Source organism: Streptacidiphilus sp. PB12-B1b, from assembly GCF_014084125.1.
Lineage (GTDB): Bacteria > Actinomycetota > Actinomycetes > Streptomycetales > Streptomycetaceae > Streptacidiphilus.
Genome location: NZ_CP048405.1, coordinates 468,400 through 487,274, shown reverse-complemented (window position 1 = coordinate 487,274; position 18,875 = coordinate 468,400). Strand labels below are relative to the sequence as shown.

At 69.9% G+C, this 18,875-nt stretch carries 25 protein-coding genes and 1 pseudogene; 10 read left to right on the top strand and 16 right to left on the bottom strand.

What is annotated here, in order from left to right:
• Positions 1-203 precede the first annotated feature (203 nt).
• The 3 genes from GXW83_RS02300 to GXW83_RS02290 all read left to right on the top strand — a co-directional run bounded on the left by GXW83_RS02300 (position 204) and on the right by GXW83_RS02290 (position 1,143).
• Positions 204-533 (top strand): esterase, encoded by a 330-nt coding sequence (locus GXW83_RS02300; RefSeq protein ID WP_182441201.1) that lies wholly within the window; start codon positions 204-206, stop codon positions 531-533.
• Positions 534-640: 107 nt separating this feature from the next.
• Complete coding sequence (locus tag GXW83_RS02295) at positions 641-877, top strand: MarR family transcriptional regulator (RefSeq protein WP_182441200.1); 237 nt, start codon at positions 641-643, stop codon at positions 875-877.
• A 32-nt stretch (positions 878-909) separates the two neighbouring features.
• Positions 910-1,143, top strand: a complete 234-nt coding sequence (locus GXW83_RS02290) for a hypothetical protein (RefSeq protein ID WP_182441199.1) — start codon at positions 910-912, stop codon at positions 1,141-1,143.
• Positions 1,144-1,344: 201 nt separating this feature from the next.
• Here the strand turns inward: GXW83_RS02290 and trxB are convergent, their stop codons facing one another.
• From trxB to GXW83_RS35005, 4 genes are read right to left on the bottom strand one after another with little or no spacing between them, the layout of a single operon-like run.
• A complete protein-coding gene (gene trxB / locus GXW83_RS02285; protein WP_182441198.1) occupies positions 1,345-2,316 on the bottom strand; it encodes a thioredoxin-disulfide reductase in 972 nt (323 codons plus the stop codon).
• A gap of 5 nt (positions 2,317-2,321) precedes the next feature.
• On the bottom strand, positions 2,322-2,744 hold the full coding sequence (locus GXW83_RS02280; protein ID WP_182441197.1) for an arsenate reductase ArsC: 423 nt from the start codon (positions 2,742-2,744) through the stop codon (positions 2,322-2,324).
• 40 nt (positions 2,745-2,784) lie between these two features.
• Positions 2,785-3,006 carry a hypothetical protein gene (locus tag GXW83_RS35010; protein ID WP_304940948.1) on the bottom strand — a complete coding sequence of 74 codons (222 nt, stop codon included), beginning with the start codon at positions 3,004-3,006 and terminating at the stop codon, positions 2,785-2,787.
• Positions 2,988-3,425 carry a low molecular weight phosphatase family protein gene (locus tag GXW83_RS35005; RefSeq protein ID WP_304940947.1) on the bottom strand — a complete coding sequence of 146 codons (438 nt, stop codon included), beginning with the start codon at positions 3,423-3,425 and terminating at the stop codon, positions 2,988-2,990. The genes GXW83_RS35010 and GXW83_RS35005 overlap by 19 nt, the downstream gene beginning before the upstream one ends.
• 92 nt (positions 3,426-3,517) lie before the next feature.
• On the opposite strand from GXW83_RS35005, the gene GXW83_RS02270 reads away from it, so the two are divergent.
• Complete coding sequence (locus tag GXW83_RS02270) at positions 3,518-3,832, top strand: helix-turn-helix transcriptional regulator (protein ID WP_182441196.1); 315 nt, start codon at positions 3,518-3,520, stop codon at positions 3,830-3,832.
• A gap of 63 nt (positions 3,833-3,895) precedes the next feature.
• A complete protein-coding gene (locus GXW83_RS02265) occupies positions 3,896-4,639 on the top strand; it encodes an aquaporin (RefSeq protein ID WP_370466852.1) in 744 nt (247 codons plus the stop codon).
• An 88-nt stretch (positions 4,640-4,727) separates the two neighbouring features.
• On the opposite strand, the gene GXW83_RS02260 is transcribed toward GXW83_RS02265, so the two are convergent.
• On the bottom strand, positions 4,728-5,024 hold the full coding sequence (locus GXW83_RS02260) for a hypothetical protein (RefSeq protein WP_182441194.1): 297 nt from the start codon (positions 5,022-5,024) through the stop codon (positions 4,728-4,730).
• Between the two features lie 582 nt (positions 5,025-5,606).
• Entirely contained in the window at positions 5,607-5,969 is a 363-nt protein-coding gene (locus tag GXW83_RS02255; protein WP_182441193.1) for a metalloregulator ArsR/SmtB family transcription factor, read from the bottom strand.
• Positions 5,970-6,094: 125 nt separating this feature from the next.
• Here GXW83_RS02255 and GXW83_RS02250 point away from each other — a divergent pair, with 125 nt between their 5' ends.
• The 3 genes from GXW83_RS02250 (at position 6,095) to GXW83_RS02240 (ending at position 8,956) form a co-directional block, all read left to right on the top strand.
• Positions 6,095-6,277, top strand: a complete 183-nt coding sequence (locus GXW83_RS02250) for a hypothetical protein (protein WP_182441192.1) — start codon at positions 6,095-6,097, stop codon at positions 6,275-6,277.
• Between the two features lie 67 nt (positions 6,278-6,344).
• Positions 6,345-7,724: an NAD(P)-binding domain-containing protein gene (locus GXW83_RS02245; protein WP_182441191.1), complete on the top strand. Its 1,380-nt coding sequence runs from the start codon at positions 6,345-6,347 to the stop codon at positions 7,722-7,724.
• 8 nt (positions 7,725-7,732) lie between these two features.
• Entirely contained in the window at positions 7,733-8,956 is a 1,224-nt protein-coding gene (locus tag GXW83_RS02240) for an MFS transporter (RefSeq protein WP_182441190.1), read from the top strand.
• A 115-nt stretch (positions 8,957-9,071) separates the two neighbouring features.
• On the opposite strand, the gene GXW83_RS02235 is transcribed toward GXW83_RS02240, so the two are convergent.
• The 10 genes and pseudogenes from GXW83_RS02235 to GXW83_RS02190 form a co-directional block, all read right to left on the bottom strand.
• On the bottom strand, positions 9,072-9,890 hold the full coding sequence (locus tag GXW83_RS02235) for a hypothetical protein (RefSeq protein WP_182441189.1): 819 nt from the start codon (positions 9,888-9,890) through the stop codon (positions 9,072-9,074).
• Between the two features lie 211 nt (positions 9,891-10,101).
• Entirely contained in the window at positions 10,102-10,497 is a 396-nt protein-coding gene (locus GXW83_RS02230; protein ID WP_225446696.1) for a hypothetical protein, read from the bottom strand.
• 114 nt (positions 10,498-10,611) lie between these two features.
• Complete coding sequence (locus GXW83_RS02225; RefSeq protein ID WP_182441188.1) at positions 10,612-12,384, bottom strand: mobilization protein; 1,773 nt, start codon at positions 12,382-12,384, stop codon at positions 10,612-10,614.
• Entirely contained in the window at positions 12,384-13,040 is a 657-nt protein-coding gene (locus tag GXW83_RS02220) for a hypothetical protein (protein WP_182441187.1), read from the bottom strand. The genes GXW83_RS02225 and GXW83_RS02220 overlap by 1 nt, the downstream gene beginning before the upstream one ends.
• On the bottom strand, positions 13,037-13,261 hold the full coding sequence (locus GXW83_RS02215) for a hypothetical protein (RefSeq protein ID WP_182441186.1): 225 nt from the start codon (positions 13,259-13,261) through the stop codon (positions 13,037-13,039). The genes GXW83_RS02220 and GXW83_RS02215 overlap by 4 nt, the downstream gene beginning before the upstream one ends.
• Positions 13,262-13,364: 103 nt before the next feature.
• The gene (locus GXW83_RS02210; RefSeq protein ID WP_182441185.1) at positions 13,365-14,468 is read right to left on the bottom strand and encodes a DUF2637 domain-containing protein; all 1,104 of its coding nucleotides are present in this window, start codon (positions 14,466-14,468) and stop codon (positions 13,365-13,367) included.
• 358 nt (positions 14,469-14,826) lie between these two features.
• A pseudogene (locus GXW83_RS35230) lies at positions 14,827-15,030 on the bottom strand (WhiB family transcriptional regulator); the annotation flags it as partial.
• 113 nt (positions 15,031-15,143) lie between these two features.
• Positions 15,144-15,851: an ATP-binding protein gene (locus GXW83_RS02200; RefSeq protein ID WP_182441184.1), complete on the bottom strand. Its 708-nt coding sequence runs from the start codon at positions 15,849-15,851 to the stop codon at positions 15,144-15,146.
• On the bottom strand, positions 15,851-16,870 hold the full coding sequence (locus GXW83_RS02195) for a hypothetical protein (RefSeq protein WP_182441183.1): 1,020 nt from the start codon (positions 16,868-16,870) through the stop codon (positions 15,851-15,853). Before GXW83_RS02195 ends, GXW83_RS02200 begins: the two co-directional genes overlap by 1 nt.
• Before the next feature lies 1 nt (position 16,871).
• The gene (locus tag GXW83_RS02190) at positions 16,872-17,198 is read right to left on the bottom strand and encodes a transcriptional regulator (protein ID WP_182441182.1); all 327 of its coding nucleotides are present in this window, start codon (positions 17,196-17,198) and stop codon (positions 16,872-16,874) included.
• Positions 17,199-17,599: 401 nt separating this feature from the next.
• Between GXW83_RS02190 and GXW83_RS02185 the strand changes: the two genes are divergently transcribed.
• The gene (locus GXW83_RS02185) at positions 17,600-18,055 is read left to right on the top strand and encodes a transcriptional regulator (RefSeq protein WP_182441181.1); all 456 of its coding nucleotides are present in this window, start codon (positions 17,600-17,602) and stop codon (positions 18,053-18,055) included.
• 244 nt (positions 18,056-18,299) lie between these two features.
• Entirely contained in the window at positions 18,300-18,875 is a 576-nt protein-coding gene (locus tag GXW83_RS02180) for a hypothetical protein (RefSeq protein WP_182441180.1), read from the top strand.

Genomic DNA, 18,875 nt, shown 5'->3' with positions numbered 1-18,875 from the left:
CCACTACGTGGGAGCCGAGGTCGTCGTCCGCGACGGCAAGGCGTTCATCGCCGACGACGGCCAAGAGGGCTACCTCCCGGCGGAGGTCAGCGACGCCCTCGCCTGGGCCTGACCCAACCCCACCGACCAGCACCGGAGGCCCCATCTCACCGCACCCCCTTCCCCCGCCCCTCCTTCCCCTGCTGGGGCTCGCCCTGCGGCCCATGCCGAACGGCGTGAGCGGCGCGCTGGTCCAGCGTGTCTCCGCCCAGCCCGACGGGCCGCTCGACGTCGCCTGGCTCGCCGCCGACGCCCCCAGACTCCCCCTCGGCCGCGTCCGCCTGCACTGGGAGCCAGCCCCCATCGCAGGCTGGGACGTCACGGCCCACCTGGGCCTGGCCACCACCGAGGTGCACCTCGCCTCCTGGCCCGCCGCCCCGGACGACTGGCCGCGCCTGATCCGACCGACCGTCCACGAGGTCCTCGGCCTGTGCGCCGCCCTCGCGGTCGCGACCGCCGCCCTCGACCTGTCGAACCGCCTCGCCCAGGTCTGACCGAATCCGCAGAAGGCCGCCCCATGCCGAACAGGTATGGGGCGGCCTTGCCGTATGTCCAGCCGCGCGTTGCGTACGCTCATCACCGACGAACGACGGAGGACACGATGGCAGACGACCAGCAACTCTGGGGGTATCCGGAGGTCGCCGCTCACCTGGGCATCAGCGTCCGCGCCGCCCGCAGCCGCAAGAGCAGGGGCGCCCTGCCGGAACCCGACGACACCACCGTGCCGGACCGGCCGCGCTGGAGGCCCGCCACCTTCCGGAACTGGCGGCCCCTCGGACGAGGATTCCGCAGCGACCTGCACGGCACCGCTCTCCACGAGATCGAGCCGACCGGCTGACCAGCAGTCATGCCCGCCCCTATTCTGCGTTCATGACGTCTGACTCTCCGATGCCGTCCCCTCCATTCCCTTCGCCCGACAACGCCGCGCTCCGGGTGATCGTCGGCAACGCCATCGCATCAGTCCAAAGCGGCGAAGCCTCGGTGCAGGACGCGATCCTGCACGCTGCCGTCCACGGCTGGTACGAGGGCCACATCCAGGGCGAGGATCAGTGCCCCGGCTGCGACTTTCGAGGCGCACTACCCAAAGGCGACATCCGCGGTTGACCGCTGAACAGCCGAGAAGCGGCACCGACATGTCGGTGCCGCTTCTCGGTGTTGGTACTTCGCTCCCCTGGAGTGGCGAAGGGGCGATATTCCGGGCGTGCTGTATTCCTCGGCGTCATGTTCACGGAGGTGCTCTGCTGCCGGCTCACTGGCCCGAACGTGCAGGTCATCCTCTGGCGAAGGCGCAACAACCTGGGAGGTTCAGGCTGTGGTGAGACTCGCGGTCGCGCTCTCGTGGGCGAGGGTGGCGAGGTGCCGTTCGGCGTCGAGGGCGGCTTGGCAGCCGGATGCGGCGGCGGTGATGGCCTGGCGGTAAGTGTGGTCGACGACGTCGCCGGCACCGAAGACGCCGGGGAGGTTGGTGCGGGTGGAGGGGGCGTCGACCTTGAGGTAACCGGCGTCGTCGAGACCGAGCTGCCCGGTGAACAACTCGGTGCGCGGGTCGTGGCCGAAAGCGATGAACATGCCTTCGACGGCCAGGTCGCGGGAGGTTCCGGTGAGGGCGTCGCGCAGGACGACGCCGCTGACACGGTTGGTGCCCTGGATCTCGGTGATCTCACTGTTCCAGGCGAAGCTGATCTTCGGGTCGGCCTGGGCGCGGGCCTGCATGACCTTCGAGGCCCGCAGGGTGTCGCGGCGGTGGACGATGGTGACGGAGTTGGCGAAGCGGGTCAGGAAGGTGGCTTCCTCCAGAGCGGTGTCGCCGCCGCCGACGACCACGATGTCCTTACCGCGGAAGAAGAACCCGTCGCAGGTAGCGCACCAGGACACGCCGCGTCCGGAGAGCTCGTCCTCGCGGGGCAGGCCGAGCTTGCGGTAGCCAGAGCCGGTGGCCACGATCACGGTCTTGGCCCGGTGGACGGCGCCCTCGGTGTCCGTCAGTTCCTTGATGTCTCCCGTGAGGTCGACGGCCACGATGTCGTCGTCGATCATCACGGCGCCGAATCGTTCGGCCTGGGCCCGCATGTTGTTCATGAGGTCGGGGCCCTGGATGCCGTCGGGGAACCCGGGGAAGTTCTCAACCTCGGTGGTCGTGGTGAGCGCGCCGCCGACGAAGATGGCGCTGCCGAAGACAATGGGCTTCAGGTCGGCGCGGGCGGTGTAGAGGGCGGCGGTGTATCCGGCGGGGCCGGACCCGATCACGACGACCTCGTGCACTATCGGCTCGGTCATAGCGGTCAGCTCTCCTGCTGCTTGGCGTCGATCTCGGCGACCAGGCCCTCGATCAGCTTCCTGATCTCGTCGCGGATCGGGCGCACGGCCTCCACGCCCTGCCCGGCCGGGTCTTCGAGTTCCCAGTTGAGGTACTTCTTGCCGGGGAAGATCGGGCAGGCGTCGCCGCAGCCCATGGTGATGACGTAGTCCGATGCCTGGACGGCCTCGGTGGTCAGCACCTTGGGGGTCTGGTGGGAGATGTCGACACCAACCTCGGCCATCGCGGCGACGGCGGAGGGGTTGACCTGGTCACCGGGGACCGACCCGGCGGAGCGGACCTCGACGCGGTCGCCTGCGAGGTGGGTGAGGAACCCGGCGGCCATCTGGGAGCGACCGGCGTTGTGGACGCAGACGAACAGGACCGAGGCGGCGGGGGCGGCAGTCATCGCAGACGGGTGCTTTCTGATCGGGTGGTGACGGAGGAGTTCAGGAAGTGGCGGAGGCGAGTTCGGCGACCAGGTCTGCGACGTGGTGGGCGATCTCGTCGCGGATCTGCCGGACGGCATCGAGGGTCTGGCCGTGCGGGTCGGGGACGGGCCAGTCCATGTAGCGACGGCCTGCCGGGATGGGGCAGGCGTCGCCGCAGCCCATGGTGACCACGATGTCGGCGGCGGCCACGACCTCCTCGGTCAGCGGCTTGGGGAACACTCGACCGGAAGGTTCGCGCCGACCTCGGCCAGGACCTCGGTGACGAAGTCGTCCAGGACCCCGGCGGGCCGGGTGCCGGCCGAGGAGACCTGGAGGCGTCCGTTGGCGGCGTGGGCGAGCAGGGCGGCGGCCAGCTGGGAGCGTCCGGCGTTGCCGGTGCACACGAACAGCACCCGCGGTATCCCGCCCGGTAGGTCCTGGGTGTGGGCCAGCGCGGCGAGGCGCTCGTCGGCCAGCCGTTCCGCCAGCACCACCAGGTGGGTGCGGACCGCAGCGGCTTCGGCGAGGCGCTGGTAGGAGTCGACCAGGAATTGCTGGACGGTCTCGGGGGCGAAGGTACCGCCGTAGCGCAGGGCCAGGCGGGCTGCCCCGGACAGGAGTCTGGGGTCGGGCAGGATCGGGAGCGGCGTGTCTGACATGGGTGTCTCCAGCACAGGAAGGCGCCACCGACCAGGACCGGTGGCCGCTCGGGGGTCGCGTGGCGGCCCCGCAACCGGTAACGTATCAGCCCATGGTGATATCAGTCGATACTGAAGCGTTGAGGGTTCTCGCCGATCCGCTGCGGATGCAGATCGTGACGCTGCTGGCGGCCGAGTCGCTGTGCGTGTGCCACCTGGTCGAGGAGACCGGTGCCAAGCAGACGAACCTGTCCAACCACCTGCGGCTGCTGAGGCAGGCCGGACTGGTGGAGACCGAGCCCTGCGGACGCTTCCTGTACTACAAGCTCCGCCCCGCCGCCCTGGAAGCAGTCGCCGCCCACCTGGGAACGCTGGCCGAGACCGGCCGCGCCACCGCCGAGGCCGCCCGCAAGCGCCCCTGCACCTGACCCGCCCGCGTCACCCCCGCACCCATCCTTCCCGCCCTTCCTGGAGTGTTCTTCGTGAGTGCCATAGACGAGGCCAGACCCACCGATCTGACCGAGCCGCTCGTCGCCGACCTGGGCCCCGACCCCCTGTTCCGCAAGGTCGCGGCCGAGCTGGTCGGCACTGCCGCGCTGGTCGCGGTCGTGGTCGGCTCCGGCATCCAGGCCACCGAGCTCACCCAGGACGTGGGCCTGCAACTGCTGGCCAACTCCACCGCCACCGTCTTCGGCCTGGGGGTGCTGATCCTGCTGCTGGGCCCGGTCTCCGGCGCCCACTTCAACCCGGTCGTCACCCTGGCCGATTGGTGGACCCGCCGCACGCAACGCGACCACCTGCCCGTGCGCGAGGTCGCCGCCTACATCACCGCGCAGACCACGGGCGCAATCGGCGGCGCGGTGCTGGCGGACGCGATGTTCGGCAAGGCCCTGGTGAAGTGGTCCACCCACGACCGCTCCGCCGGGCACCTGCTGATCGGCGAGGTCGTGGCCACCGCCGGACTGGTCCTGCTGATCTTCGGCCTTGCGAAGAAGGACCAGCTGCGGTTCGCACCGGTCGCGGTCGCCTCCTACATCGGCGCCGCCTACTGGTTCACCTCCTCCACCAGCTTCGCCAATCCCGCCGTTGCCATCGGCCGCGCGTTCACCGACAGCTTCGCCGGCATCGCCCCCTCCTCCCTGCCCGGCTTCATCGGCATGGAACTGATCGGCGGCGTCGTGGGCCTGGCCCTGGTCGCCCTGCTCTTCGGCCGTGACCGCACTGACCACGGCTGAGTCGGCAGTGAGCGGCCGGTGCGGCTGCCCCGGCGCGGAACGGCACCCCGATGGTCGGGCTGATACGCCGTCCCGCACCGGGCGGGGGTCAGGATGCCTGTGCGTGGCCGGGCAGGACGCCGGTCTCCATCAGGTGCATCCGGATCTCCTCGACGCTGGCGGCCTGGCAATCCAGGGCCTGCTTGAGCGTCAGTTTGCCTTCGTGCTGCGCCTTCCCGGGGATCCGGAACGGCCGCAGGAGCACGTCGGGGCCGATCCCGGCCGAACGGCACTGTGCTGCGGTCTGCGGGTCCAGGACGCCGATGGCCAGCCAGGCCGCTGTCTCGTAGTCGTCGAAGAACTCGCCGCCCCAGCTGCGCGCTTCGTGCTGAACGCGAAAGTGCACGTCCGGCGGCAGCCGGTCGGGGTTGATCCGGCGCAGGGTTGTCGTCTCCGCCTCGACGTAGCGCCGGGCGAAGAGCCGCTCCAGGCTGGGCAGGTCGGCGATGCGTACCCACGGGGTGCGGCTGCGCGGACGCGGCGGAGGTTGGGGGAAGGGGGAGTTGGAGCCGATGGCCGCCGGGCGGCGGGGCGTGTTCTCAGCGGTGGGCGGCGCAACGGCGGCGGTGCCCTGGTTCTGGTCGGCGAGCCTGGTCCGGATCGTGTCGGCGACGTGGTTCGGGACTCGCAGGTACCCTGCGAGGTACCAATCGCAGTGGTCGCGGGCGACTTCGATGACCCTCTGGACGGGAACGCCCAGTTCGCGGGCCAGGTCGCTGGTGGTGATGTCCGTCGTAGTCCTCCTGACGGCTGGGGACGTCTAGTTGACCTTCCATATGATGATGCGCTAAGCGTCCGCCAAAAGGGAAATCTAGGCGACTGCCCGACATACCCCTCCCGCCGCCGGGGGGCGTTCCAGGAGCCGCGTCGCCCAGGGCGCCTGCGGAAAATCGACGGGCCAGTGCCGCCTGTCCCGGGGGTGTCCGGGCTACCGGCTGGAGCCGAGCAGGGTCGCCATCGCGGCGAGTGCGCCGGGCTCGACGCGGTAGTAGACCCAGGTCCCGCGCCGTTCGGAGGCCAGCAGGCCGGCCTCGCGCAGCTTCTTCAGGTGGTGGCTGACGGTGGGCTGGGCGACGCCGACATCCTGAATGTCGCACACGCACGCCTCTCCGTCCGGATGCGAGGCGACCTTGGAGAATAGGCGCAGTCGCACCGGGTCAGCCAGGGCCTTGAACATCGCGGCCATCGTGACCGCGTCGGCCTCGGACAGCTGGGCCGAGGTGACCGGCGGGCAGCACGGCACGGCCTCGGGCTGGAGGACCGGCAGCTCCGCGATGCTCTGATTCGACATGTGTCTATCTTGACATCCATCGAATCAGTCGGCAAGCTCGATTGTATCGACGGACGTCGAAGCAAGGCGTGGGGTAGATGAGCCACCTCCACGAGCATCCGCATGACCACCATGAGGAGCACGCCATGAGCGAGAGCACCGGTACACCCACCACCGCATGTTGCGGCACCGCCCCCGCCGAGACGACCGCCCCTGCTGCAGCGGCAAGCCCGTGCTGCGGCACCGCTCAGGCCGCCGAGACCGCCTCGGCCTGCTGCGACCCCGCCGCGAAGACCGAAGCCGTCGCCGCCGGGGCCGACTGCTGCTGACCAGCCCCGCAACACCCTCATCCACTGGCCACCCACGCACGATCCGAACCACACGGAGACGAAAGCCATGAGCGAGAACAGCAACCCGACCACCGCAGCCCTGCCGATCGCGGTGGTCGGAACGGGCCCGATCGGACTCGCCGCCGCAGCCCACCTGCTGGAACGCGGCCTGGAGCCCATCGTCCTGGAGGCCGGGCCCTCGGCCGCCTCCGCCGTCCGGGCGTGGGGCCACGTCCGACTTTTCTCCGCCTGGTCCGAGCTGGTCGACCCGGCCGCCGCCCGCCTGCTGGAGCCCACCGGCTGGACCCGCCCCGAGGCCAAGCGCTATCCCACCGGCGCCGAGTGGGCGACGCTGTACCTGCAGCCACTGGCCGACGTCCTCGGTGAGCGCGTGCGCTACAACACCACCGTCACCGGCGCGGCCAGCCGGGGCCGGGACCGCATCGTCGACTCCGGCCGCCAGGACCAGCCCTTCACCCTCCACACCCGCGACGCGGACGGCGTCCAGGCACGCCTCCAGGTCCGGGCGATCATCGACGCCACCGGCACCTTCACCTCGCCCAACCCGCTGGGCAGCGACGGCCTCCCGGCCGCAGGCGAGTACGCCCACGGCGACCGGATCACCTACCTCGCCCCCGACACCGCCGACCCGGCCATCGCCGCCCGGCACGCGACCAAGCGCACCGCCGTCGTGGGCTCGGGTCACTCCGCCCTGACCGCCCTGCTGACCCTGGCCGAGCTGGCCAAGGACGAGAGCGGTACGCGTGCGGTGTGGGTGTTGCGGCGCGGACAGGTCGGCAACGCCTTCGGTGGCGGCGAGTCCGACGAGCTGCCCGCCCGTGGCGCGCTGGGCCTGCGAGCGAAGGAGGCGGTGGCGGCCGGGCACATCGAGGTCGTCCAGGGCTTCCGCACCGAACGCGTCGAGGAGTCCGGCGGCCGGTTGGTGCTGGTGGCCGACGACGGCCGCCGCATCGAGGACCTGGACCACGTGATCGGCCTGACCGGGTTCCGCCCCGACCACTCCTGGCAGAGCGAACTGCGCCTGACCTTGGACGAGCGCCTCCAGGCCCCGGTCAAGCTCGCCCCGCTGATCGACCCCAACCAGCACTCCTGCGGCACCGTCTACCCCCACGGCGCGAACGAGCTCGGCCACCTGGAGGAGGGCGTGTACCTGGTCGGCATGAAGAGCTACGGCCGCGCCCCGACCTTCCTGGCCATGACCGGCTACGAGCAGGTCCGCTCGGTCGCCGCCGCCTTGGCCGGCGACCACGAGGCCGCCGCCCGCGTCGAACTCACCCTCCCCGACACCGGGGTCTGCGGCGGAGCCGGACTCTTCGACGACCCCGACGCCGCCCAAAGCGAAGGCGGAGGCTGCTGCGCGGCCCCCGCGCCCGCACTGCTGAGCGTCGGCCTCGGCGCACCATCGCCCTCCAGCAACAGCTGCTGACCGTCCCGGTGACGACCCTTCACACCGACGCGGCCGAGACCGGGACACTCCCGGCTCGGCCGCGCGCCGCGCTGCCCGCGCTCTGCGTCACCCAGGTCACCGGCTGGGGTGCCCTGTACTACGCCTTCCCGGTCCTCACCTCGCACATCACCGCCCAGACCGGCTGGTCCAGCTCGCAAGTGACCGCCGCGTTCACCACCGCCCTGCTGGTCTCCGCCGCCGTCGGCATACCCGTCGGCCGCACCCTGGACCGGCACGGTCCACACATCCTGATGACTGCGGGCTCTTGCCTGGCAGCCGTCGCACTGGTCGTTGTGGCCACCGCGCCGAACCTGTCGGCCTTCACTGCCGGATGGCTCCTGGCTGGGACCGCCATGGCCGCCACCTTCTACCAGCCCGCGTTCGCCGCCCTCACCCGCTGGCACGGCTCCGACCGCGTCCGCGCCCTGACCACCCTCACCCTGGCCGGGGGCCTGGCCTCCACCGTCTTCGCGCCCCTGACCGCGACCCTCGCCACCCACCTGACCTGGCGCGACACCTATCTCGCCCTGGCCGCGATCCTGGCCGCTATGACCATCCCCGCCCACGCCCTGGCCCTGCACGCACCCTGGCCACCAGCGGACAAGCCCACCACCGACTACCACGAGCACCCGGGCCGGATCACGACCAGCCGCCCATTCCTGATGCTGACCGCCGCCTTCGCCACCTCCGGCTTCGCGCTCTACGGCGTCATCTTCGGCCTGGTCCCCCTGCTCACCCACCGAGGCGTCAACCCCACCCTCGCCGCCTGGGCCCTGGGCTTGGGCGGCCTGGGGCAGACCCTGGGCCGCACGCTGTACGCCAACTTCGCCCGCCGCACCAGCGTCCGCACCCGCACCGTCGCCCTGATCGCCGCAGGCGGAGCCACCACCGCACTGCTGGCCGCCGTCCCAGGACCCGCACCCCTGCTGATCGCCCTGGTCATCCTTGCCGGAGCCGTCCGCGGCAACTTCACCCTGCTCCAGGCCACCGCCGTCACTGACCGCTGGGGCACCACCGCGTACAGCCGCACCAGCGCCCTCCTGGCCGCGCCGATCATCATCGCCGAGGCCCTCACCCCCTTCGCTGCAGCCGCTCTCGTCCACCCCCTCGGCGGCGACCCACGACTCTTCGCGGCCCTCGCCGCGCTGTCCGCCCTCGCAGCCGCACTCGCCTGGGGTACCGAGACACACCGGACCGCGCCCACTGGGTGAAACAGAATGGCCTGAGCGGGGAATGCAACTCCGCTGGCCAAGTTGGCGGATCAGTCGCATTCCGAAGTGGCCTATTCGTGGGTGTTGGCAACCGACGGATCGCCTCAGCAATGGGCTACCGCTGCCATGGCGCTGCGCAGCGCACCTTGTGGAGTTTGATAGCGAAGTCGAGCATCCGGACCGTGTGGTCAGTCATCCAAAGGAGAACACGGTGGTCAGCTGTCAGCCGAGTCTGGTGAACCGTACCCGTGCTGCTGACGATCTCGCGCTCCAGGAAGGTCATACTGGAGATGTCGCCGTGAGCAAGGGAACTGCACGCGCTCCACACGGCCTCGGCCGTATCGGCCCCAACGTCGGCCAGTTCTTCCCCAGCGCCACGAACCATCTGCTTGAAGCCGATGAACTTGATCGCCTTGGGAAGACTGCTCTCCTCTATGCCGGCAGCTGCAGCCAGGTCGACCAGCTGCTGCTTGCGAACGTCGGGGGTGCGAGCTGGGGCCTGGCCCATGAGCTCATGCATCCGGTCCGAGTGCGTGTTGTCGTCCATGTGGAGAGACAAGCGACGCTGGATGCGCGTGAGGCGCGACGTGGGAGCGAGTAGCCATACAGCGCGGGCCGCGTTTTCGTATGCCCCGCGAAGCAGGGTGGCCTGCGCGTAAATGTGCATCGTGACGGTGATCTTCTTGCCCTGCTGGTCGCCGATAAGGGTTCGGCGCAGGCAGTACAAGTGGTCAGAGGACACGAGAAGCGCCTGCCAAGCCAGTTGGGATACCTGGTAGGGCGCGGTCTTGGCGTCGTCACCTGCAAGCGGGCTGCCCGGCTCGACTGTCCAAGCGGGCGTGGGTGTGCTGGTCAGCTCCTGAAACGCCTTCACTGTCTCCAGTCGGCTCAGCAGCGCTCGCAGGTACTCTTGCTCGTCAATCTCGGCAGTCACCTGGCAAGCATATTCAGGTGGTTGTTACCCGTCGTCCCAATTTTCGTCGCGCGGTTCCTGCCAAGACGGCGCCTGGCGAGGGCCTGGTCAGAGATCGACGGCCTCACATGGTCGTCGCCTCCACGTACGTAACGACAGACGGCATCGCTGCGTTGGGTTGTGGGAGAAGGTCGACGACCGCAGCCGGGACGAAGGCTGAATCTGCGGCTTGTTACCCCAGATAGATGCCGGCGAAGGCGCCGTCGAAGCCGAGAGCAGCGAGCCCGTGCTCGACGCTGGGATAGATCGTCCCGTCTGGGATGTCGATCAGGGCGTCGAAGTCGGCGCGGCTGATCTCGGGTTCGAGCCACTGGTTGCTGCATCGGCAGACGATCCAGACGTTGCGGCTGTGGTTGATGAGCAGCCAGTCGCGTCGGGCGCGGCAGACCGTGCACATCGCGGGGATCCCGCGCAGTGACAGCTCGTGTGGGTGGCGGAGGCAGCGTGTCGCTCCGGGTCCGCTGGGCAGTTCGGTCTGGTACTCGAGTTGGAGCAGGGGGTCGGTTCCGGCGGGGAGGGCGGGCAGCACGGGGGTCGGCTCTGCGGGGCGGTCGGTGGTTCTGTGCACGAGCTTCTTCTCCCGGTCGGGGCTTCTGCTTCTATCCGTAACAGCCGGTGGAGCCGGTTGTCCAGGGGGTTCGCGGTGTCCGGCAGGCTGGTGGTCAGCCTGCCGGAGTGCTGGTCAGCGACGCGGTGGGCGGTTGTGCGGGTCGGTGCCGGTGGGGCGGGCTGGGGTCGGGGGTGCCGTTCGGGTGGTGGTGGTGCGGTTGGCCGCAGGGTTGGGCTTTCGGGTGGTGGTCTGCGGGCGGCGGGTCGCTTCGACTGGATGGGTGGGGAGTTGGGCGAGGCGGATCAGTCGCCAGACCAGGACGTCGTTGACGTTGTCGGCGGTGTCGAGTTCGCGCATGTCGACGGCCTGCTGCAGGAGGGCCTTGGGGTCGTGGCCTTCCCGCTCGACCTGGGCGAGGGTGGCGGCCAGGGCATCGGTCCTGGGTGAGCCCTGCGTCTGCGGCGGGGCTTGCGGCAGGGTCGCACGGATGGTGGCCTCGTGGGTCCGGCGTTCGGCTGCGGGCAGGGCGCGGCCCTGGTCGCGTAGGGCCTGCATGGGTGTGGCGGCGGCCTGGCGGTAGGCGGCTCGCAGGTGCTGGGCGGTCTGCTGGGAGGCGGCGGCCTGCTGAGCGTGGCCTCGTGCGGAGTGCCAGCGGGCGGCGGCGAGGGCGACCAGGACCAGGGTGGACAGGAGCATGGCGGTGGTGCCGCCGCCTTCGCCACGGCCCAGTGCGCTGCCGGCCTGGATGATGCCGCGGGCCGCCGAGCGGATCGCCCGGGTGTCGGCGCGCTCGGCTCGGACGTGGCTGCGGGTGGCGCGTTCGAAGGCACGAGCGGCTGCGCCCAGCTCGGCGCGGGTGGCGGCCGGGGACGTCTGGGCGACCGCGTCCAGGAGTTCACCGAAGCCGACGAGGTGTGCTGCGGCTTCATCGTCGTCGCTGTCGAGAAGAATGGCGGCGTGCTCGGCGACTGCGGTGGCGCTGCGTCGTTCCCGGGCGGGCGGCGACCAGTCCGGTCGGCCGCTGGTGACGGCCGGGGGCGTCGTAGGGTCGGCCATCGCGTCGGCCAGACGCGAGCGGATCTTCGGCAGGGACAGGTCGGGGGCGAGCTTGGAGCCCGGGAACCAGATCGGCTGGCCGTCGCGGTTGCGGTCGCCGGGTAGTGCGACGTTGTATCCGATGGCATCGCCGGACGGGCCGTTGCGTATCCGGACGCGCAGGCCCGCCTCGTGCAGCCGGGTGAAGAACTCCTCTTCGGTGGCGGCTCCGGCCAGGGCCTGGCGGACGGCTTCGCGCAGTGTTTCGCGTGGTGGTTCGGTGCGTCCGGTGCGCTCGGCTTTGAAGCGCTCGGCGCTGGTGGGGGTCTTGGCTCCGGTGCCGTCGCCGGGCTTGAGGTGGCGCAGGCCCATCTCTTCTTCGATGCGGCGGCATTCGGCCTGGGCCTTCTTGAAGTCGTAGTTCATCCTGGGGCGGCGCAGGTCGCCTCGGACCATGGTGACCAGGATGTGGATGTGGTCCTCCGCGTGGCGCACCGCGATCCAGCGGCAGCCATCCGGGTCGCCCTCGGGGGCGAGGCCCGTGGCTTGGACCAGGCGGCGGGCGACGGTGTTCCACTCGGCGTCGGTCAGGGTGCGGTCGCCGGGGTCGGTGCGGACCGAGCAGTGCCAGACGTGCTCGGCCGGTGCCTTGGTGCCGGCCTGCTTGACCCGTAGGTCCAGGGCGGCGGCGAGCCGGGCCAGGGTGACCTTGGGGTCGGGGTCGGGGCTGGTGTCGCGGCCGGGGTCGGGGGCAAAGCCGTCCCAACTGCCGACGAGGTGGGGGTCAGTGTGCTCGTCGCGCTTGCCGGGTCCGTACAGGTAGACCAGGAGGCCATGAGTGCGGGAGCCGCGTCGGATCTTGGGGACCATCAGAGTCGTTTCCTAACAAGGGTGTCGGAGGTGTTGTCGATGCGGGACAGGAGGGTGGTCAATGCCGTGAGTGAGTTGTCGAGTTCGCCGGGGAGGGGCTGACCTCCGGCGTTGTGGATGAAGGCGATCTGGTTGATGTTGTTGCCGACCCTGGCCAGGGCGGTTCGTAGGGCGGCCAGCTCGTCGATGGCGGCGTCGAGCTGCTCGTTGGTGTGCACGGTGGTCGAACCGCGGGCGGCGGCGAGGCCGGCGGCGGCGAGGAAGCGGGCGACGGTGACGGCGCGCTGTTCGGCGGCGGCGGTGATCTCGGCTTGCTCGGTGTCGGACAGGCGGGTGGTGGTCTTGTGGGTGCGCTCGCTGGGGTTGCGGGCGCGTCGTCGCGGCTTGCGGTCAGGGAAGGCTGGAGCGCTCGGGCTCGGCTGTTCGGGCTCGGTTGCTTCTCCTGCTGCGAGTGGCGCCCCCTGGTGCCGCGAGTCCTGCTGGTCCCCGGGCGCCCTCGCTCGGGGACCAGCAGGACCTCCCCCGGCCTCTGGGGCGGGGGCAAGTGCGTACGACGGGCCGTAGGACCGTCGTAGGCGACAACTTGCTCCGTCAGGAGCCGTCGTGGGGTCACGCTGCTGTCCGGACGTGGTGGCCGTGGGGTCGTTGGCGGTCACCGGCTCGTCTCCGGATCGTGCTGGTGGACTTCGCGGACGACGTCCTCGATCCAGTCCATGGCCAGGACCGGGTGGTGCAGGGTCCAGGGGCGGCTGTGTCGGCGTCGTTGCACGGTCCAGGTGCTGTCGGGCCCGGATTCGGCCCGGTAGAGGTGACCGCGCTGGTGCAGGACGGTCAGCCAGGAGTCGACCTCGGCCGGTGTTGCGGGACGGGTACGCATGGGACGTGCTCTCCGGTTCGCTCGGGAGGGGAGTGGGGTGACGGTGCGGGGGCGGGTGACCGGCCGAGGTGTCAGGCTCGGTCACCCGCTTCGTGCTGTCCGGTCAGTTCCGCGTGGCGGTGACCGGCTGTCCGTGCTGCTCGCGGAGCTGGGCCATCAGGGCGGTCAGCGTGTCGCTGGACAGCGGGATCTGCTGACCCCGGATCGCCTGGGCGACCACTTTGCGGGTCAGCTTGTCCTGGTCCCTGACCGCTGACCGGGCGATCTCCAGCAGTTCCTCGGTGTCCGGGTCAGCCCGCCGGTCACCTGTGACCGGCGTCTCGGGGTCACTGACCGGCGGCGCGGTGACCGGCTGGTCAGTGACCGGCACGGGGCTGTCCCGGTGACCGGTGACCGGCTCGGTACCGACCGGACAGTCAGTGACCGGCAGCGCGGTGTCCAGCTGTTCGGGCAGGTCAACGGCCTCCTGCGGCCAATCTTGGCGACGGGTGATCGGGTTACGGGTGCTCGCCGGGTCACCGTCCCCGGTCAGTGACCGGGGCGATGAGGTCTGCTCGTCCAGGGACAGTCGGGGCAGGTCGGTCAGGTCGGTCAGGTCGGTCAGGGCGGTCAGGGCGGTCAGGGCGGTGACCGGCTGACCGGCGCTGACCTGACCGGCCGGGGGCTGCTGCTGACCGGGTCGGTCAGTGCGGGTGACCGCGATGCCCTCGCGCCGGTCAGCCTGACCGGGGTGACCGGCCTGTCCGAGGTCACCTCGGTCACTGTCCTCAACCGGTCCCCGGGCGATGAGGATGTAGAGGTGGACTGCGCCGGCCAGAGCGAGCGGGGCGATGGTCGACAGCACCGCGACCACCGTGTTGCCCAGCCGCAGGCCGGTGCCCGGGGCGGACTCCTGGTTGAGCCTGACTGCGTGTAGGGCGTTGGCCCAGATGCTGGCTGCGGTGGCCGTGCCGAAGAGCGTCCAGACGTAGAGCCGCGCACGCAGCGCGGCGGCGCGCAGGACCAGCAGGGCCCGGATGCCGTAGGCGATGAAGCCGTCGAGCAGCAGCGGGAAGAGGTAGGTGAGGAAGCCCCGGACGTGGATGGCGACGGCCATCTGCTGCAGCGCGTCGTAGGACAGGGCGCAGCCCGCGCCGCCCAGGGCGATGACGACGGCGCGGTCCCAGCCGGTGACGTGCGCGGCTGTGGGCGTGCTGGCGGTGCTCACGCCGCCGTCCCGAAGTCGTCGCGGCCCAGGGGCTCGGCGTCGGTCTCGGGGGTGGTGCGGTGGTCGCGGTCTGCTCCAGGTGTCGGTTGCGCAGGGCTCGGCGGGTCTCGCGGTAGAGCTTCTGGGCGTGCTCCTCGGTGATCTTCAGGAGCCAGGCCAGGCGCTGCTGGTTCACCCCGTGGCGGTAGGCGGCGTGGACGACGGCGCGGCGCTCGGTCTTGGTGAGGTGGATGTCGCGCCCGGCGACGGTGGCGTTGACGCGGCTGTAGTCGAGGCGGTTGGCGAGCTTGTCGTGCAGCGGTTCGCGTTCTTCCTGGGTCATGCCTCCCCGGATGCCGTGGGTGTCGCCGCCTTCGAGGGCGGCGTCCAGGCAGGTGCGGCGGACCGGGCACTGGGCGCACAGCGCCTTTGCGACTGTGATCTTGTCGGTCTCGTCCGGCTCGGGGAAGAAGGTCTCGGGGTCCACCGGGTTGTACTCGGTGCGGTGGCAGACGGCGTCGTCCTGCCAGGTGTGGTCGCCGAGCGACCGGTGGTGGGCAGGGCTGATCGTCGTGTTGGTCATGCGAGGTGGCTCCGATCGCTCTCCGCGCGCAGGGGCGTCGGCGGAGGGGTGCGCTGGGTCGGGAGGCGAGGCGGCGCTCTGGGCGCGGCCCGGCATGGGTGGCCTGCGGTGGGTCAGGCTGCGGTGCGGTGGCGTCTGCGGTCGACCGGCTCGAACTCGACCCGGGTGGTCATCTCCACCAGGCGGGACGTGACCCGGTCGCCGAGGTAGGCGCGCAGGTCGGCGATGCGCAGGTTGGTGGTGATCAGCGTGGGGAGCATGTGGGTGTACCGGCGGTTGATCAGCCGGTAGGTGATCTCCTCGGTCCAGTCGCTGGCCTTGGCCGCGCCCAGGTCGTCCAGGATCAGCAGCGGGCACCGGGCCACGGCTGCCAGCTCCCGCTCGCTGTCCGTGCCGGGGCGCGGGCGCAGCTCGGCGTACAGGTCGGCGGCGGTGGTCGCGCGCCAGCGCACCCCGACTCCGCTCTGCACCAGGTGCCTGACCGCGCCGTACGCCTGGTGGGTCTTGCCCGCGCCGACGACCCCGGCCATCAGCAGGCTGGGCCCGGTGCTGACCTGCCGTCGGGCTCCCACGCTGGGGGCGACCGCTGCCTCGGCCACGTCCCGGGCCCAGGTCAGGACCGTCGGGTGGTCGGCGACCGCGCCCTGGTAGCGCGGGGGCAGCCCGGCAGAGAGGAGGTCCAGCAGCGAGAGGGGCTCGGTCTCGTCGGGCAGCGCTGCGACGGAGGCCGGGTCGATGTTCCGGTCGGCCAGGATGCGGGCCATCCGGTCCAGGGTGCCCTCGCTGCCGAGGGTCTGCGGTTCGCGGGTACGGGTGCGCATCACAGCTCCTCGGCGTAGGCGGAGAATGCGTCGACCGGGTTGGTCCACGCCTGGTGAGGGGGCACGTTAGGCCGGATTCCCGGCCGCGCCAAACCGGCGGATCGTGCGTTCATGGCCTCGTTGACCATGCTGGTCAGCACGCTCGGGTGCATCGGGTTGGCCGCGAAGTTCGCCAGCCCGCCCCGGATGTGCGCCGGGGCGATGCCCTCGCCCAGGAGCTTCTTGGTGATCCGCCCCAGGTGGCCGATCACGTCGCTGGGCGGTCGCTCGTCGCAGGCAGCGATGTACTCGCCGACGAGCTGGTTGGCCGACACCGTGGCTGCGGGCGCTGTGCGCCCCGTAGGGAAAGAAGATCCAGGATCCAGGATCCTAGATCCAGGCGCCGAGCCCTCGGCGAGGCTTCGGGGAGGCTTCGGGGAGCCCTCGGCGAATGCCGTTTGACCTGCATCTTTCTTGCCCTGTTGGTCAGGGGTGCCTGCGATGCTCACGAGGGCGTCCTGCTGGGCGGTCAGAGCCTCGCTTCGGCGGCCGGGAGGAGTCGCGGCGGGCTGCGCGGGCAGATCGAGGGCTCGGGGAGTGTTCGGCGAAGCCTCGGCGAGCCCTCGGGTAGGGGTGGGCGACTCCTCGGTGGGCTTGGCGCAGGTGCCCTTGCAGGGGGCGCACCGCTCGGCCGCGTGGTGCCGGGTGCAGGCGGGCAGGCGGGACTGGCTCGGCTTGTCGATCTTCTGGTGCTCGGTCCAGGTCACGATGTGCAGGTAGCGGCGGCCGTCGCAGCCGGTATAGCGGCAGATGAGACCGGCGTTGGCGAGCTGCTGGAGGTCGTCCTCGACGTGGACCGAGGTGTGCTCGGCACGCAGGGGCCAGAGCAGCCCGGCGATGATGGCAGCGTTGTCGCGGTGACGGCCGTGGTCGTCGGACTGGGTGAGCAGGCCGAAGAAGGTTCGCTCGGCCGCGATGCTCACCTCGGCGAGCGACTCCGATATGAACGCCTCGGGCTTGATGGTGCGGATACGCGCCATGTCAGCGGCTCCGACCAGCGGCGAGCAGGTCACTGCGGGTGAGGGTAGCGCTGGCGAGGTCGAAGGTGTGGGCCCGGTTCCAGTCCAGGTCCGGCCAGACCCGCAGGATCCAGCGGGCCGCGATCCTGTCGCTTGTCCGGTTCAGGTCGATCGTCTCCCCGGCCGCGTTCTTCACGACAGCGTGCGGGTGGGGCCACTGCTGCTTCGGGTCGTTCAGGCTGACCCTGATGGTGGCTGCACCGGGAATCATGTCGGCGAGTTGGGCTGCGAGGCGCTGGTAGCGGGCGACGTCCCGGCCGGCCAAGGTTTCGCTCGGCATGGCGTGCATGCGATACTCCGTTGTTCGTAGGAGTGCGGTGTGGCGTTCTCGTGCAAAAGGCACGCCGCCCGCGAGATGTGAATCGGTGCCCTTCGGGGCGCTGGCCCGGCGTCCAGGAGTTGGTAGCTCCGGGACGCCGGACTCTTTTCCGGTCATAGCTATGTCATCGATCCCCCTCTCGCGTCCTGCCGTCGTTCGCGGCTGGACCAGAACCATAGGGCGATCCAGGGCCACACATCCACCCCGTTTACCCCACCTGACCAGCAACTTCGGACTTTAGTGCGCCCTCTGGCCGGGAACAACGTACACCAAAGTACGCCGCATGGGGAGACTAGAGTGTGCCCACTTGCCACGGGGAGCCACGAGACGCACTAGAGTGTGCTTATCGCCGCACCCTGATGGAGCATGCCTTGGGAGAGATCAAGTCCAGACTGAACCACCTGTTCGACACCCGTCCGCACCCGAGCGGTCGGCAACTCACGAACCAGGAGGTGGCTGACCTCACGACAGCTTGGGCAACCGAGACTGGCAACCCGTCGTCGAGCGTCAGCGCGAGCTTGATCCAGAAGCTGCGCAGCGGTGCCAAGGGGAATCCGACCGCAGGCACGCTCAAGTCCCTGGCGGCGGCTTTCAAGGTGCGGGCGAGCTACTTCATCGACGACGAGGCCGCCGAACCCGAGGGCGATTCGCCAGCCACCCGGCAAGACCTTGAGCAGCTGATCAAGGACGAGGATGTCCGAAACCTTGCGCTCCGCGCCGACGGCCTGTCCAAGGCGACTCTCTCGGCTCTCGCCGGCTTCATCGAGCGAGCCCGATCCCTGGAGGGGCTCGAAGATGAAAAGACGGAGAGGCCGCCAGGGTCCTGACCTTCGGCCGTGATCATCTAATTCGCCATCAGATCAAGTTTCGATAACGCGATTCATCACCGTAAGTGATCTATCGACACCACCGCGATAGACCCCTTCGAATGCCTGCGCTTCACTCCCTAACGCTCCGTAGTCGAACGACCACGAGTAATGGTCCAATTACAGCAGGTGATGCGTCGCTCACCTATGCTTTGGAATCCGAACCGAGTGGGCGCGGAAGGAATTTGGAGCGGGGAGTAGATTCATGCGGAGCTGGCAGAGGAAGGGTGGCCAGGCCAGCGGAGCGAGCAACGACTTCTCCGCCATTGCGGCAACCCTGGATATACCGGTCCCGTTCACTGCCGAGAAGCTGTGCGAGAGTATCGCTTCGGGGCGCGGCCGACCTATCCATATCCATGCGATAGAACACGAGAGTTCATCGAATAAGGCACCGTGCGGCGCGTGGATCGCGCTGGATAAAGCGGATCACATCTTCGTGGAAAACGCGACGAGTCCACTTCATCGCTCCCACATCATCCTTCACGAGCTGTGTCACATGCTGCTCGGGCACTCCTGTCTTCCGGCTGATGAGCATGAGGCCCCAGCTGTGAGCGCCCAGCATCGCAGCCTCGCAGAAGTCCTCTCAGTCGAGGAGTGGGCCGGGTTCCCGATCAATCGGATCGTCAGTCTTCTCGGCCGCACGAGTTACACGCATGTCGACGAGAAAGCCGCCGAAGGACTCGCAGGAGTACTCGCCCGCCGGATTCGCCAGGCAGAGGAGGCAGCCCGGGGACCGGCTGACCCACTGTCAAATCATCTTCTGAACGCCCTGATCGAGTAG